This window comes from Microlunatus sp. M237 (assembly GCF_056896895.1).
In genome coordinates, this window is record NZ_JBXHBL010000002.1 from 1 (window position 1) to 14,984 (window position 14,984).

Sequence of the window (14,984 nt, forward strand, 5' to 3'; positions counted from 1 at the left end):
TGTACTCGGTCATGACGTTGGTGACAGTCGGCTGGTCGGCGGCAGGCCGTCGAGTGCGGTGTGTCGGCGTTGAGTGTTGTAGAACTCGAGCCAGGGTGCAAGGGCTGTGGTGCGGTCGGTGTTGGTGAGGAACACCTGCCGGTAGGCCCATTCGACCTGCAGGGTGCGGTTGAACCGTTCCGCCTTGCCGTTCTGCCACGGGCAGTGGGGTTTGATGAACAGGTGGCGGGCGCCGAGCTGGGCGACGACTTCTCGAAGTGACCAGCGGTAGGCCCACGCGTTGTCGGTCATCAGCCGTTCAATGGTGGGGATGCCGTGGTCGGCGAAGTAGGCGGCGGCGCGGAGCAGGAACGCGGCGCAGGTGGGGCCTTTCTCGTCGGTCAGGATCTCGGAGTAGGCGAGCCGGGAGTGGTCGTCGATCAGGGAGTGGACGTAGTCGTAGCCGATCCGCGCCCGCTTCTGCGCTGAGGTCTGGCCGTGCTGGCGGCCGTGGGCTTTCCAGCCGCCACCGTGGGGGATCTTGCCGATCTTCTTGACGTCCATGTGGACCAGCTCCCCGGGCCGGTCGCGTTCGTAGCGGACTGCGGTCGCCTTGGAGGTACGGATCACCTGACCGGTGAGCGGGTCGCACTCGACCAGCCGCGGCACCTGGTGGCGGCGCAGGATCCGCGCCACCGTCCGCGCTGGCACCCCGGTCTCGGGCCCCAGCCAGTCCTGCCCCCGGCGTTCGTCGTGACGCAGCTGCAGCACCCGCTTCTCCACCACAGCCGGAGTCCGGGTCGGGCTGTGAAGCGGCCGCGACGACCGGTCAGCCAAACCAGCCTCACCGAAGGAGCGGTAGCGCGCTACCCAGCGGTGCGCGCACTGACGAGAGATGCCCATCGCCTTCGCGGCATGGGCGACCGGCCACTGCTGGTGACAGACCCGCTGCACCAACAACAGCCGGCCGTGAACAGTCAGACGGGCATTACGGTGGGACATGAGGACCTCCGGACGGTAGAAGACTTCGACATCTCCACCGCACCCGGAGGTCCTCGCTACGTCAACCACCCGACCGAAGTGTCACCAACCTCTTGGCCGAGTACATCTAGCCGGTGCTCCGGCTGCGGCCACCCGGATTAGCTGCCCCCGGCGGGCGGGCAGACCGGCCGGCAGGTCCCCGGGTGAGGGCGCGGTCAGGCGGTGGTGACCCGAACCAGGTTCCGCCACGGGTCGTCGACGCTCAGCGTCGCCCCGTCGTGGCGGAACTGCAGTCCGCGTACGCTCAGCCGGTCGGCCACCGCGGCGACCTGGTCGGCGTCAGCCAGCTCGACCGAGACCTGCCCCAAGCCCAGCGCGGGAGTACGCGGGCCGGCGCCGCGGCTCTGCCAGGTGTTCATACCGATGTGGTGGTGGTAGCCGCCGGCGGAGACGAACAACGCCTGCTCGCCCATCCGCGCGGTCTCGGCGAAGCCCAGCACGTCGACGTAGAAGTCGCGGGCCACCTCGACGTCGCCCACCTTCAAGTGGACGTGGCCGATCTCCAGCGGCGCCTGGGCCAGGTCGTCCAACGCCGACTGCTCGGTCAGCTCCGCAGTCAGGAAGTGGTTCGGGTCGAGATACTCGGTGCCCATCACAACCTGGCCGTCCTGCCAGCTCCAGCTCTCCCGCGGGCGGTCCCAGTACAGCTCGACCCCGTTGCCTTCGGGATCGTCGAAGTAAAAGGCCTGGCTGACCAGGTGATCGGCGCTGCCGGTGAAGGACCGGGGATAGCGGCTGGCGACGGTGAAGATGGCAGCCGCCAGGTCGACCCGCCGCTCGAAGAGCACGGCGGTGTGGAAGAGGCCGGCGTGCTCGGCCGGCGCGTGGGCGAGCTCCGGCGCGTGCTGGAGGACGAGCACCACGCGGCTCCCTCGGCCGAGCACGGCGTGGTCGCCCACCTGCGCCAGCACGGTGAGACCGACCCCGGCGTGGTAGAAGTCGACCATCGTGTCGAGGTCGCGGACGCGCAGCGTCACGGCGCCCATGGCGGTGCCGGGGGCGAGCAGGTCAGTTGACGTTGTGGTCATATCACCACAACTTACTTGAACATTCACATATTCCCTATCCTGGCCACGGTCCCGTGATCCGCCACCCACTCAGCCGGCCGGGGCCTCGGCCGTGTCGGAGCGAATGTCGATCCGCCAGCCGGTCAGCCGGGCGGCGAGTCGGGCGTTCTGGCCCTCCCGGCCGATGGCCAGCGACAGCTGGTAGTCGGGGACGATGACCCGCGCGGCACGCAGGTTCTCGTCCACCACGGTCACCGAGCTGACCTTCGCCGGCGACAGGGCCTGACCCACGAACCGGGCCGGGTCCGGTGACCAGTCGATGATGTCGATCTTCTCCTCGTTCAGCTCGTGCATGACCGAACGCACCCGCTGGCCCATCGGCCCGATGCAGGCGCCCTTGGCGCTGACGTCGGAGTTGTGGCTGATCACCGCGATCTTGCTGCGATGTCCGGCCTCCCGGGCGACCGCCTTGATCTCCACGGTCCCGTCGGCGATCTCGGGGACCTCCAGTTTGAACAGCTTCTCGACCAGACCGGGGTGGGTGCGCGAGACCACGACCTGCGGGCCGCGCAGCTCCTTGCGCACTGCCACGACGTAGACCCGCAGCCGGGTGCCGTGGGTGTACTTCTCCCCCGGGACCTGCTCGGCGAGCGGCATGATGGCCTCGATCTTGCCCAGGTCGACCAGCACGGTGCGGGTGTCGTTGCCCTGCTGCACCACCCCGGAGAGGATGTCGCCCTCGACGCCGGAGAAGTGGCCGAACTTCAGCTCGTCCTCGGCGTCTCGCAGGCGCTGCAGGATCACCTGCCGAGCGGTGGACGCCGCCACCCGACCGAAGCCCTCGGGCGTGTTGTCGTACTCCCCGATCCGATTGCCCTGCTCGTCCAGCTCCGGCACCAGCACGTTGACGTGACCGTTCTTGCGGTCCAGCGTGACCCGGGCGCCGGGCTGGGCGCCCTCGGACTTGTCGTACGCGGTGAGCAGCGCCTCCTCGATGGCGTTGACCACCAGGTCGAACGGCAGATCCTTCTCACGTTCCATCGCCCGTAGGGCGGAGATGTCGATATCCATGTCAGTCCTCCTCGATGTCCGCGGACTTGCGGTTCAGCTCGACCTGGATCAGAGCCTTGGTGATGTCTGAGTAGCGCAGGGTCCGCGGTGTCTCGTCGACCTCGAGGACGACGGACTCGTCGTCGCTGGAGGTGATGCGGCCAGTGACAGCCACATCGTCGACGTCGGTCACGGTGACCAGGCGGCCGGTGTTGCGACGCCAGTGCGCCGGCTTGGTCAGCGGGCGGGCCACCCCCCGAGACGACACCTCGAGCGTGTACGGGCTGGTGCCGGTCACGTCGTCGGTGTCCAGGGCGGCCGAGATGGCCTTGGTCGCCGTGGCGATGTCGTCCAGCAGCGGGCCGGTGCCCTCGGGCCCGTCGCCGTCCACGACGATGCGCAGCACGCGTCGCTTGCCGGCCGGGACCACGTCGAGGGCCTCGAGCTCGAGGTCGAACTGCGCGAGGAGGGGTTCCACCAGGGGAATCAGTCGACTTTCCTGCATGCGATGCCTCCAGAGGTTTCAGTTGGGTGAAGCAGTTGTCAGCGTGGTCCGAGGTGTGCCTGGCTGTGCGCTGTGGTTGGCTATTCTCCCACGATCCGTGGGGTAGCCTCACCGGGTGCCTTCGCTGCCCCACGGTCCTCGGATCGGGCGGCGCGCTGCGCTCGCGGCCGGCTTCGGCCTCGCGGCGACGACCTCGCTGAGTGCGTGTGGGCTGGTCGAGCGCCGCGTCGACGAACCGTCGCCCGTCCCGCCGAGTTCGGCACCACGACCTACCCCGTCACCCAGCCCGACCGTGCCCGGGGTCAACGATGCCCTCACCCGGGAGGGGGCGCTGCTCACCGCGTCGAGCACGCTGCTGGTCTCCGCCGCCGGTCTCACCGACACCCGCGTCCAGGTGCTCACCGCGCTCCGCGACGGCCACGCCGCCCACGTCGCCGCACTCCGCTCTCCGGATCCCACCACTCGCTCCACCGACCCGGCGGCCCCGTCGACACCGGCCAGCCCACGGCCGCGCACCTCCCGCACGCCGACGCCCGAAAAGGTGGATCGTGCGTTGACCCGACTGCTGGCCGACGAGCGGGCCGCCGCCGCCAGCTATCGGAACCTGGCCCGCTCCGCCACGGGCCCGATGGCTCTCTTCTGGGCCTCGCTGGCGACCGCGGCCACCGGCTACGCCACCGCCCTGGCCAGCGGAGCCCGGCCGGCGCGGACTCCCAGCCCGGGCCCGGCGACGCGGTTGGAGCCGCCCACCGAGGTGGTGGCGTGGCAGGACATGGTCGGCCAGCTGCACGCGGTGGTCTATGGCTATCAGCTGGCCATCGGCTGGCTGCCGTCTGAGGGCGCCCGGCGGGAGCAAGCCACGGCGTCGCTGCGGGCCCACCGGGTCGTCCGCAACCGGCTGGTCCGCCAGCTGAGCGAGCGGGACCAGGACGTCCCGGCCGCGGCGGCAGCGTACGTACCCCCGGTCCAGCCGGTCGACGAGAAGACCGCCGCTGCCCTGCTGCGCAGCATCGAGAGGGCCTTGCAGCCCTGGACCGGTCGCTGGGTCGCCGCAGCCGCCGAGCCGGGTGACCGCCGCCGGGCGGTGGACGCGCTGATCACGTCCGGCCGCACCACTGTCGCCTGGGGCGGGCCCCTCCCGGCCTGGTCCGGCTGGTCGACCTGACCCGCTCGGGGACGCTTCGTCGGCGTCAGCGGGTCAGCATGAGCTGCTGCACAGTGTCATAGCCGAGCTTGACGATCAGGCCGACGACGACGACCAGGAAGACCTTGCGGACGAAGGAGCTGCCCCGGTTGATCGCGGTCCGGGCGCCGAGGAAGCCGCCGACCAGGTTGGCCGCACCCATCAGCAGGCCGAGCTTCCACAACACCGAGCCGTCCAGACCGAAGACCACGATGGCCGACAGATTGGTGACCAGGTTAGCGATCTTGGCCTTGGCGCTGGCCTCCAAGAAGCCGTAGCCGAGCACCCCGACCAGCAAGATCACGAAGAACGAGCCGGTACCCGGGCCGAGGATGCCGTCGTACGCGCCGACGCCCAGCCCGATGGCGCCGGTCCGCAGATAGTGCGCCTGGCCGTCGTGCTTGCGCCGCGACACCAGCCCCAGCTCCGGTCGGCGCCAGGTGTAGAACGCGACGCCGACGAGCGCGACCAACACGATGGGAGTGAAGTACGCCTTGGGCAGCAGCTTCGCCGCCTGGGCACCGAGCGCGGAGCCGGTGCCGGCGCAGACCACCAGCGGGATGATGGTGCGCCAGTCGGGCCGGATCTTCAGTGCGTAGGTGAGGGAGCTGGTCGCGGTCCCCCACACCGACGACACCTTGTTGGTGCCGAGCACCGAGGCGGGTGCGGCATCGGAGGGTAGCCCGATCAGCAGGGCGGGCAGCTGGATCAGCCCGCCGCCGCCGACCACCGCATCCACCCAGCCGGCCGCGAAGGCGGCACCCACCAGCAGCACCACCGCGAGGGTGGAGATCTCCAGTCCGTCCACTCAGCGGCCGCCGCCACGCTCTGAGCTGCACACGTCCCGACGGCGCTCTCAGTCGAAGGCCGGCCGGCCGTGCACCAGAGCGAGCAGGTGGCCGAGCGCATCGGCGACCGGCAGCTCCTCGCGCTCACCGGTACGCCGCTGTCGCACCTCCACGGTGCCGTCGGCGAGGCTGCGACCGACCACGACGCTGTACGGCATGCCCATGATCTCGGCGTCGGCGAACTTCACCCCCGGGCTGGCCTTGCGGTCGTCCAGCAGCACCGGGACCCCGGCGTCGTCGAGCTGGCGGGCCAGCTCCTCCGCGGCGACGAGGATCGAGGAGTCCTTGCCGGCGGCGACGATGTGCACCGAGAACGGCGCCAGCTCGGTCGGCCAGCACAGCCCCTTCTCGTCGCAGGTGGCCTCCGCCACGGCCGCCACGGCCCGGGACACGCCGACGCCGTAGGAGCCCATGGTGACGGTGACCAGCTTGCCGTTGGAGTCGAGCACCTTCAGCCCGAGCGCCTCGGCGTACTTGGTGCCCAGCTGGAAGATGTGGCCCATCTCGATGCCGCGGGCCAGCGACAGCGGCCCCGAGCCGTCGGGGGCGAGGTCGCCCTCGCGGATCTCGGCGGCCTCGATGGTGCCGTCCGGGACGAAGTCACGGCCGGCGACCAGGTCGAAGACGTGGCGACCTGCCTCGTTGGCGCCGGTGAGCCAGCGGGTGCCGGTGCCGACGCGCGGGTCGACCAGATAGCGGATGCCGCTCTGGCCCTCACCGAGCACGGCGACCGGACCGTCGGCGCCCAGCCGGACCGGACCGATGTAGCCCTTGACCAGCGTCGGGTACTGCTCGAAGTCGGCCTCGGTGAAGGGCTCCGCCTCGGCCGGCTCCAGCTGGGCGGCCAGCCGCTTCAGGTCGACCTCGCGATCACCGGGCAGGCCGATGACCAGCGGGTGCCGGCTGCCGTCCACCTCGGTCACCATCAGCACGACGTTCTTCAGCGTGTCTGCGGCCTGCCACGGACGGTCGGCGCGGGCCACCCGGTCGTTGGCCAGCGCGACGAGGGTGTCGATCGTCGGGGTGTCGGGAGTGTCCTCGACGTGGGCGGACGGGACGTCGTCGAAGGGCACCGGTTCCGGTGCGGCGGTCCGGACGGCCTCGACGTTGGCGGCGTAGCCACCCGGTGAGCGGACGAAGGTGTCCTCACCGTTGTCCGCGATGGCCAGGAACTCCTCGCTGGCCGAGCCGCCCATCGCGCCGGACATGGCCGAGACGATGACGTACTCGAACTGCAGCCGGTTGAAGATCCGGATGTAGGCATCGCGGTGCAGGTCGTAGGACTTCTGCAGGCCGGCGTCGTCCACGTCGAAGGAGTACGAGTCCTTCATCACGAACTCGCGTCCACGCAGCAGCCCGGCACGGGGGCGTGCCTCGTCGCGGTACTTGGTCTGGATCTGGTAGAGCGAGAGCGGCAGGTCCTTGTAGGACGAGTACAGGTCCTTGACCAGGAGGGTGAACATCTCCTCGTGGGTGGGACCGAGCAGATAGTCGGCGCCCTTGCGGTCCTGCAGCCGGAACAGGTTGGGACCGTACTCGGTCCAGCGGCCGGTGGCCTCGTACGGCTCCCGCGGCAGCAGCGCGGGGAAGCTGACCTCCTGGGCGCCGATGGCGTCCATCTCCTCGCGGACGACCCGTTCCACGTTCCGCAGCACCTTGCGACCCAGCGGCAGCCAGGTGTAGATCCCGGGGGCGGCCCGACGGATGTAACCGGCACGGACCAGCCAGCGGTGGCTCGGGACCTCGGCGTCGGCCGGGTCATCGCGCAGGGTGCGGACGAACAGCTCCGACATACGAGTGATCACGAGGGGCCTTCCTGGGGCGGGACGGAGGGGCCGAACAGCGCTTCGCCTGCTCGACGGCACACGATCGCGTGCCCATGCACCTTACCGAGATCTGCCCACGGACGCCTCCCGGGTTGTTCCGCGCGGGCCGGGACTGCTCGCTCAGTAGAGCACGGTGGCGAACTCGCCCACCCGCTCGAAGCCGACCCGGGCGTAGGCCCGCTGCGCCTTGACGTTGAAGTCGTTGACATACAGCGACACCGTCGGGGTGACCGCCCGAGCCAGCCGCACCACCGCCGCCATCGCCGGCGCCGCCAGGCCGCGGCCACGCAGCTCCGGTTCCAGCCAGACCCCCTGCACCTGGCTGACCGCGCCGGAGACCGAGCCCAGATCGGCCTTGAACAGCACCCGGTCGCCGTCGAACCAGGCGTAGGCCCGACCCGAGGTGATCAGCTGGCGGACATAGAACCGATAGCCGGCCGGGCTGCCCTGGATCGGCGAGACGCCGACCTCTTCGGTGTACATCTTCACTGCCGCGTCGAAGTAGGGGTCCCAGTGCTCGAGAGTGACCCGACGCACCTGGGGGTTGACCTCGATCTGCGGCTCGCCGCGGATCGCCATCACCGGCTGGTGCGGGCGCAGCTCGCGGATGTCGGACCAGCTGGACCCCCAGCGGGTCGACAGCTGACCCCACAGGTCGAGCACCGCCGCCGACGGACCGACGATCGAGGAGCACATCCGTTCCGGACCCGCGTACTCGACGAACGCGGCGACGGCCTCGGCGTCAGCATTGACCGGCACCAGGTTGGAGCCGGCGTGGCACAGCGAGCGCAGCACCCCGTCGCGCTCGAAGCCCCAGATCGGACAGCCGAGACTGGCCGCGTCGATGCCGGCGCTGCGCACCCTGGAGGCGACGAACACGTTCGTGACCGGGTCCATCGACAAGATCGCGATGGTGGCGGCGAGGTCGTCACCCCCGAGGACGCGGACGCGGGCTCGGCTGGAGGGGTGCCGGGTGGCGGCGGACGCCATCTCGCCCATTCCTCAACCCACGCTGACTTCCGGTACGCCCTCGCCGGCAGGCATCTCGTCGGCCAGCCGCATAGCCTCCTCGATCAGCGTCTCGACGATCTCGCTCTCCTTGACCGTCTTGATCACCTCACCACGGACGAAGATCTGACCCTTGCCGTTGCCGGACGCCACACCGAGGTCGGCCTCACGGGCCTCGCCCGGACCGTTCACCACGCAGCCCATCACCGCGACCCGCAACGGAACGGTGAGTCCTTCGAGCCCGGCGGTGACGGCGTCGGCCAGCTTGTAGACGTCGACCTGGGCGCGACCACAGGACGGGCAGGAGACGATCTCGAGCTTGCGCGGTCGCAGGTTGAGCGATTCCAAGATCTTCAACCCGACCTTGACCTCCTCCACCGGAGGCGCCGACAGCGAGACCCGGATGGTGTCGCCGATTCCGCGTGACAGCAGCGAACCGAACGCGACGGCGGACTTGATGGTGCCCTGGAACGCCGGGCCCGCCTCGGTCACCCCGAGGTGCAGCGGATAGTCACAGGCCTCGGACAGCAGCTCGTACGCCCGGACCATGATCACCGGGTCGTTGTGCTTGACCGAGATCTTGAAGTCGCGGAAGCCGTGCTCCTCGAACAGGCTCGCCTCCCACAGCGCTGACTCGACCAACGCCTCCGGGGTCGCCTTGCCGTACTTGGCCAACAGCCGCTTGTCCAGCGAGCCGGCGTTGACGCCGATCCGGATGGAGGTGCCACGGTCGGCCGCCGCCCGGGCGATCTCCTTGACCTGGTCGTCGAACGCGCGAATGTTGCCCGGGTTCACCCGGACCGCCGCACAGCCGGCGTCGATGGCGGCGAAGACATACTTCGGCTGGAAGTGGATGTCGGCGATCACCGGGATCTGGGACTTGGCGGCGATGGCCGGCAAAGCGTCGGCGTCATCCTGGCTGGGCACCGCCACCCGCACGATGTCGCAGCCGGTCGCGGTCAGCTCCGCGATCTGCTGCAGGGTGGCGTTGATGTCGGAGGTCAAGGTGGTGGTCATCGACTGCACACTGATCGGCGCGTCGCCGCCGACGTAGGTCTTGCCGACCTTGATCTTGCGGGTCTTGCGGCGGGGCGCGAGCGTCTCCGGTGGGAGGGCCGGCATACCGAGGTTGATGCTCATCGTCACTTTCTGGTTTGGCGTACGTTCGCGCTGAGAGTTCGGCGGTGGACTCAGAACAGCTTGATGGGGTCGATGATGTCAGCCAGGATCAGCACGACACCCGAGATGGCGATCACACTTCCTACAACATAGGCGACGGGCAGCATCTTCGCAGTGTCCACGTGCCCGGGATCGGGGCGGCGGAACAGCCGTGCGAGCTGCCGCTTGGCGGCCTCGTAGAGCGCGCCGATGATGTGCCCGCCGTCGAGTGGCAGCAGCGGCACGAAGTTGAACAGGGCCACGAACAGGTTCACCGAACCCAGGATCGAGAACAGGGTGGCGATCTTGTCGGCCGCCCCGATCCGGTCGGTGCTGGCGACCTCGCCGGCGGCGCGGCTGGCGCCGACGATGCTCATCGGACCGTAGACATCGCGGGGCTTGCCGGTGACCAGATCGGCGGCCACGTTGTAGACCTTGACCGGGAACTGCCCGATGGCGTTGACGGTGCTCTTGGTCATCGTCCACATGTCGCCGAGCACGGCAACCGGTCCGCCGCGCTCCCGGACCGTCACCGGAGACACCCCGAGGAAGCCCTCCTGCACGATCTTCGACGGGTTCACGTCATCGCGTACGCCCGTCACCACGGTGTTCACGACCGGCAGGTCGATCGTCTGGCCGTCGCGGACCACGCTCAGCTGGGCCGGCCGGTCGAGGTTGGCCCGGATCAAGGTGGTCAGGTCGGTCCAGGACCGGACCGGCTGGCCGTTGAACGCCGTGATCGTGTCCCCCGGGCGCAGCCCCATCTGGAAGGCCGGCGTCTTGGGCTCACCGTTGCTGCAGTCGCTGCTGGCCTGACTGGCCGGCACCACGCACTCGCTCACCGTCGACACGGTGAGCTGCTGACGGTAGACGCCGTAGGTGGCCGTCACCCCGAGCAGGATGACGAAGGCCAGCAGCAGGTTCATCAGTGGCCCGGCGGCCATGATGATGATCTTCTGCCAGGACTTCTTCTGGTAGAACAGCCGGCCATCGTCTGCCGGGGTGATGTCCTCCCACTCGGCGGCGCGGGCCTGGTCGGCGAGCGACTGGAAGATGCCGGTCCTGGCCGCACGCACCTTGGTCGGCTCGTACTTCGTGGGCGGGTACATCCCCACGAAACGCACGTAGCCCCCGAGCGGGATCGCCTTGACGCCGTACTCGGTCTCGCCTCGTCGGCGCGACCACAGCGTCTTGCCGAAGCCGACGAAGTACTGCGTCGTCTTGACCCCGAAGATCTTGCCGGGGATCAGGTGCCCGATCTCGTGCAGCGCGATGGAGGCCATCACCAAGACGAAGAACAGCACGGCTCCGGCCAGGTAGATCAGGATGTCCATTTCTGCGCCTTCGATGTCTGCGGTGCCTGCTCGGTGAGGGCCCGGGCCTGGAGACGTGCCCACGCGTCCGCAGCGAGCACCGTGGTCAGGTCGAGCTCGGCTGAGTCGACCAACGTCGAGCCTACGTCGCGGCTGGTCGAGGCGTTAGCGTTGCCGTCCGCCGCCGGCCGGCAGTGCCGCTCAAGCACCGAGGCCACGATGTCGCAGATGTCGAGGAAGCCGATCCGACCGTCGTGGAAGGCGTCCACGCACTCCTCGTTGGCGGCGTTGAACACGGCCGGCGCCGTGCCGCCGAGCGAGCCGGCGCGCCGGGCGAGGTCGACCGCGGGGAATGCCTCGTCGTCGAGTGGTTCGAAGGTCCAGCTGCTCGCCCGGCTCCAGTCGATCGGGCGGGTCACGCCCGGCATCCGGTCCGGCCAGCTCAGGCCGAGAGCGATCGGCAGCTTCATATCGGGCGGTGAGCACTGCGCCAGCGTCGACCCGTCCACGAACTGCACCATGGAGTGCACCATCGACTGCGGGTGCACGACCACGTCGATGCGATCCAGCGGGATGTCATAGAGCAGGTGCGCCTCCAACAGCTCCAGTCCCTTGTTGACCAGCGTCGCGGAGTTGGTGGTGATCACCCGGCCCATGTCCCAGGTCGGGTGGGCCAGCGCCTCGGCCGGGGTCACGTCGCTCATCTGGGCCCGGGTACGTCCCCGGAACGGCCCCCCGCTGGCGGTGAGCACCAGCCGGTCGACCTCGGCTGCTGTGCCGCCGCGCAGGCACTGCGCGATGGCGGAGTGCTCGGAGTCGACGGCCACGATCTGGCCGGGTGCGGCGGCGTCGGTGACCAACCGCCCCCCGATCACCAACGACTCCTTGTTGGCCAGGGCCAGGATGGATCCGGCGGCCAGCGTGGCCAAGGTGGCGGCCAGACCCGCGGAACCGGTGATGCCGTTCAGCACCACGTCGCAGCTCATCGCGGCCACCTGCTCGGCGGCCTTCGGACCGGCCAGGATGCGCGGCAGCTGCATGTCGCCCGTCGGCCAGCCGCGACCGCTGGCCTCGGCGTAGAGGGCCAGCTGGACGTCCTGCACCGCCGAGGACCGGGTGATGCCGACCACCGACGGCTTCAGATCGAGGATCTGGCGGGCCAGCAGCTGCGGCCGGGTACCGCCCGCGGCCAGTCCCACGACCCGGAACTGGTCCGGATGGTCGGCGACGACCTCCAGCGCCTGAGTTCCGATGGAGCCGGTGCTGCCCAAGATGACGACGTCGCGCACGCAGCCAGTGTGTCAGCACCGGCGGCAACCAGCACGTTTGCGCCTCCGCCGGCTGCCGCCTGCCGGCCGCCGCTAAGGTGCGTCCATGACCAGCGAGACCACCGCGAAAGTCCTCCCCCGTCACGCCCCGGCCGAGCACGGCCTGGCCCCCGCCGCCGTCGGCGCCTTCCTCGACCAGGTGGCTGCCGCCGGTGTCGAGCTGCACAGCCTGATGGTGCTGCGCCACGGCGCAGTGCTCGCCGAGGGATGGTGGGCTCCCTATCAGCCGGACGACATCCACCTGCTCTACTCCCTCAGTAAGAGCTTCACCTCCACAGCGATCGGCCTCGCGGTGGCCGAGGGGAAGCTGAGTCCAGACGACCTGGTCACCGGCTTCTTCCCCGAGGTCGACGCCGACACCGTGGACGACCGGGTCCGACGGATGCAGGTACGGCATCTGCTGAGCATGGCCAGCGGTCACCACGACGACACCCTCCCCCGCCTCGACCCAGACGACCTGGCCGGCAGCTTCCTGCGCCTTCCGCCGGACGAGGAGCCGGGCACCTGGTTCACCTACAACAACGGCGCCACGTTGATGTTGTCGCTGATCCTGACGTCGGTCACCGGAGAGCGGGTGCTGGACTACCTCCGGCCACGGCTGCTGGATCCGCTCGGCATCGACCAGGCGTACTGGATCCCGATCGGGTCGTTCGACCAGGGCTTCTCCGGCCTGCACCTGACGACCGCGTCGATCGCTGCCTTCGGCCAGCTCTACCTGGCCGACGGGAAATGGCAGGGCGAGCAGCTGCTGCCGGCGGGCTGGGTGCGCCAGGCCACCCAGATCCACGTGGACAACCCGCGCGAGCCCAACCCGGATTGGCACCAGGGTTACGGCTTTCAGTTCTGGCGTTGCCAGTACGCCGACGGCTATCGCGGCGACGGCGCGTACGGGCAGTTCTGCCTGGTGCTGCCGGAGGTGGACGCGGTGGTCGCGATCACGGCCGCCACCGAGAACATGCAGGCGGTGCTGGACGCGGTCTGGGCGACCCTGCTGCCGGCGCTGCGCTCGGGCGACCTGCCGGCCGCCGACCGGCTCGCCCAGGACCAGCAGGAACTCGAGCAGCGGCTGGCCTCGCTGACACTGCCCGTCGTGGGTGGTTCGCAGCAGGCCGGCGAGCAGCCGTGGTGGCCGCTCACCGACGCCACCACGCCGGGTGCCGACGACGGCGCCCGGATCGTCACCGCGCTCACCCTGGCCGAGCTGGACGACCCGGCCGCGCAGGGGTGGGAGCTCACCCTGACCGACGACGGCGGACAGTTCACCGTCCGCTGTGGTTCGGGAACGTGGCTGCGAACGGACCAGCAGCTCAACGGGGCGCGGCTGCTCACCGCCGCCTGCGGCGCCTGGGTCACGCCGACCACCTTCGTGGCTGAGCTGGCCATCCTCACCTCGCCGCACCGCCTCGCCGTACGAATGGATACCGAGACCGGCGCCATCGAGTCGCACTGGCACACCTCCCCGCTGCGGGCACCGCACCCCTCGGGTCTGGCGTTGGTCCCTCGTTGAGCCGACGCAGCCTGGAGGTCGACTCGCTCGCCGACTTCACCCATCACGCCGGTCCCGGCCGCCGGCTGAACGGCTGGATGGTGCAGTCACTCGACCTGCGCGGCTCCTCGGCCCTGCTGCGCTCGACCGACCCCCGGGGCGCGGTGTTTCTGGGCTGCAGCTTCGCGCCCGGTATCGAGCACTGGCTGCGCGAGCACGGCGCGGTGCTGTTCCCGCGGCTGCCCGACCTGCCGTTCGACCCCTACCGCCCGCGGCTCTACGACGCTGTCGATCTGTACGGGACCGGGAGCTACGCCGACAGCCTGGACGCCGCGGTGTATGCCTGGTCACGCCCCGGCGTGGCCGCCAGTGTCACGGTGTCACGCCCCGGCGTGGCCGCCAGTGTCACCGTGTCACGCCCCGGCGGGGCCGCCAGTGCTAGTGCGAGTGCCAATGGGTCGGCGGTGCCGCACCCACCGCCGCTGGCGCACACCTTGGCTGCGACCTTGCACGACCACGCCATCACCGATGCGCTGGACGAGGAGACGGCCGAGGCGACCGGCGGCGATCCCCGCCGGGTGGTCGGCGTGATGGGCGGGCACGCCCTGCAACGCACCGACCCCGGATATCGCCAGGCCGCCCAGCTCGGCCACCGTCTCGCCGCGGCGGGACGGACGGTGTTGACCGGTGGCGGGCCGGGCGCCATGGAGGCGGCGAACCTCGGTGCATACCTGAGCCCGTGGCCCGACGCCGTGGACGAGGCCCTGGAGCTGCTCGGGCCGACCCCCAGCTATCGGCCGAGCATCGACGCCTGGGTGCGGACCGGAATGGCGGTCCGACAGCGGTGGCCGGTCGAGCGCGCCGGTCGCAGCATCGGCATCCCCACCTGGTTCTACGGCCACGAGCCCAGCAACGTCTTCGCCACCGCCATCGCCAAGTACTTCGCCAATGCGCTGCGGGAGGACACCTTGCTGCACCGGTGCCGGGGCGGCATCGTTGCGCTGCCCGGACAGGCCGGCACGGTGCAGGAGATCTTCCAGGCCACCACGGAGAACTTCTACGCCGCCGATCCCGACCAGCAGGCCCCGCTGGTCCTCCTCGGGGTGGACTACTGGACGCGGGTGCTGCCGGCGTACCCGTTGCTGGCAGCCCTTGGTCGCGACCGTTCCCTGGCGGCGATGGTGCACTGCGTCGACACCGTCGACGAGGCCAGCGACCTGCTCCTGGAGCTGGTGACTGACTGAGCCGGTCG

13 protein-coding genes are annotated in these 14,984 nt (G+C 69.9%); 3 read left to right on the forward strand and 10 right to left on the reverse strand.

From position 1 onward, the window contains the following. Positions 1-9: 9 nt before the first annotated feature. The 4 genes from AC1XX3_RS06190 to rimP all read right to left on the reverse strand — a co-directional run bounded on the left by AC1XX3_RS06190 (position 10) and on the right by rimP (position 3,582). Positions 10-981, reverse strand: a complete 972-nt coding sequence (locus AC1XX3_RS06190) for an IS481 family transposase (RefSeq protein ID WP_483319022.1) — start codon at positions 979-981, stop codon at positions 10-12. 194 nt (positions 982-1,175) lie between these two features. Beyond that, complete coding sequence (locus AC1XX3_RS06195; RefSeq protein ID WP_483320223.1) at positions 1,176-2,048, reverse strand: VOC family protein; 873 nt, start codon at positions 2,046-2,048, stop codon at positions 1,176-1,178. 69 nt (positions 2,049-2,117) lie between these two features. Next, entirely contained in the window at positions 2,118-3,098 is a 981-nt protein-coding gene (gene nusA / locus AC1XX3_RS06200; protein ID WP_483320224.1) for a transcription termination factor NusA, read from the reverse strand. Between the two features lies 1 nt (position 3,099). After that, on the reverse strand, positions 3,100-3,582 hold the full coding sequence (rimP, locus tag AC1XX3_RS06205) for a ribosome maturation factor RimP (RefSeq protein WP_483320225.1): 483 nt from the start codon (positions 3,580-3,582) through the stop codon (positions 3,100-3,102). Between the two features lie 115 nt (positions 3,583-3,697). Between rimP and AC1XX3_RS06210 the strand changes: the two genes are divergently transcribed. Next, on the forward strand, positions 3,698-4,747 hold the full coding sequence (locus AC1XX3_RS06210; protein ID WP_483320226.1) for a DUF4439 domain-containing protein: 1,050 nt from the start codon (positions 3,698-3,700) through the stop codon (positions 4,745-4,747). A gap of 25 nt (positions 4,748-4,772) precedes the next feature. On the opposite strand, the gene AC1XX3_RS06215 is transcribed toward AC1XX3_RS06210, so the two are convergent. The 6 genes from AC1XX3_RS06215 to dxr form a co-directional block, all read right to left on the reverse strand. Continuing rightward, the gene (locus AC1XX3_RS06215; RefSeq protein WP_483320227.1) at positions 4,773-5,573 is read right to left on the reverse strand and encodes a sulfite exporter TauE/SafE family protein; all 801 of its coding nucleotides are present in this window, start codon (positions 5,571-5,573) and stop codon (positions 4,773-4,775) included. 48 nt (positions 5,574-5,621) lie between these two features. Further along, positions 5,622-7,406 carry a proline--tRNA ligase gene (locus tag AC1XX3_RS06220; RefSeq protein ID WP_483321147.1) on the reverse strand — a complete coding sequence of 595 codons (1,785 nt, stop codon included), beginning with the start codon at positions 7,404-7,406 and terminating at the stop codon, positions 5,622-5,624. A 153-nt stretch (positions 7,407-7,559) separates the two neighbouring features. Next, a complete protein-coding gene (locus AC1XX3_RS06225; RefSeq protein ID WP_483320228.1) occupies positions 7,560-8,429 on the reverse strand; it encodes a GNAT family N-acetyltransferase in 870 nt (289 codons plus the stop codon). Between the two features lie 12 nt (positions 8,430-8,441). Continuing rightward, on the reverse strand, positions 8,442-9,587 hold the full coding sequence (ispG, locus tag AC1XX3_RS06230) for a flavodoxin-dependent (E)-4-hydroxy-3-methylbut-2-enyl-diphosphate synthase (protein WP_483320229.1): 1,146 nt from the start codon (positions 9,585-9,587) through the stop codon (positions 8,442-8,444). Positions 9,588-9,637: 50 nt separating this feature from the next. Continuing rightward, positions 9,638-10,939: a M50 family metallopeptidase gene (locus AC1XX3_RS06235; protein ID WP_483320230.1), complete on the reverse strand. Its 1,302-nt coding sequence runs from the start codon at positions 10,937-10,939 to the stop codon at positions 9,638-9,640. After that, positions 10,927-12,207: a 1-deoxy-D-xylulose-5-phosphate reductoisomerase gene (gene dxr / locus AC1XX3_RS06240; RefSeq protein ID WP_483320231.1), complete on the reverse strand. Its 1,281-nt coding sequence runs from the start codon at positions 12,205-12,207 to the stop codon at positions 10,927-10,929. The genes AC1XX3_RS06235 and dxr overlap by 13 nt, the downstream gene beginning before the upstream one ends. An 85-nt stretch (positions 12,208-12,292) precedes the next feature. Between dxr and AC1XX3_RS06245 the strand changes: the two genes are divergently transcribed. Further along, a complete protein-coding gene (locus AC1XX3_RS06245; protein ID WP_483320232.1) occupies positions 12,293-13,753 on the forward strand; it encodes a serine hydrolase domain-containing protein in 1,461 nt (486 codons plus the stop codon). Beyond that, a complete protein-coding gene (locus AC1XX3_RS06250; protein WP_483320233.1) occupies positions 13,750-14,976 on the forward strand; it encodes an LOG family protein in 1,227 nt (408 codons plus the stop codon). Before AC1XX3_RS06245 ends, AC1XX3_RS06250 begins: the two co-directional genes overlap by 4 nt. Positions 14,977-14,984: the final 8 nt, after the last annotated feature.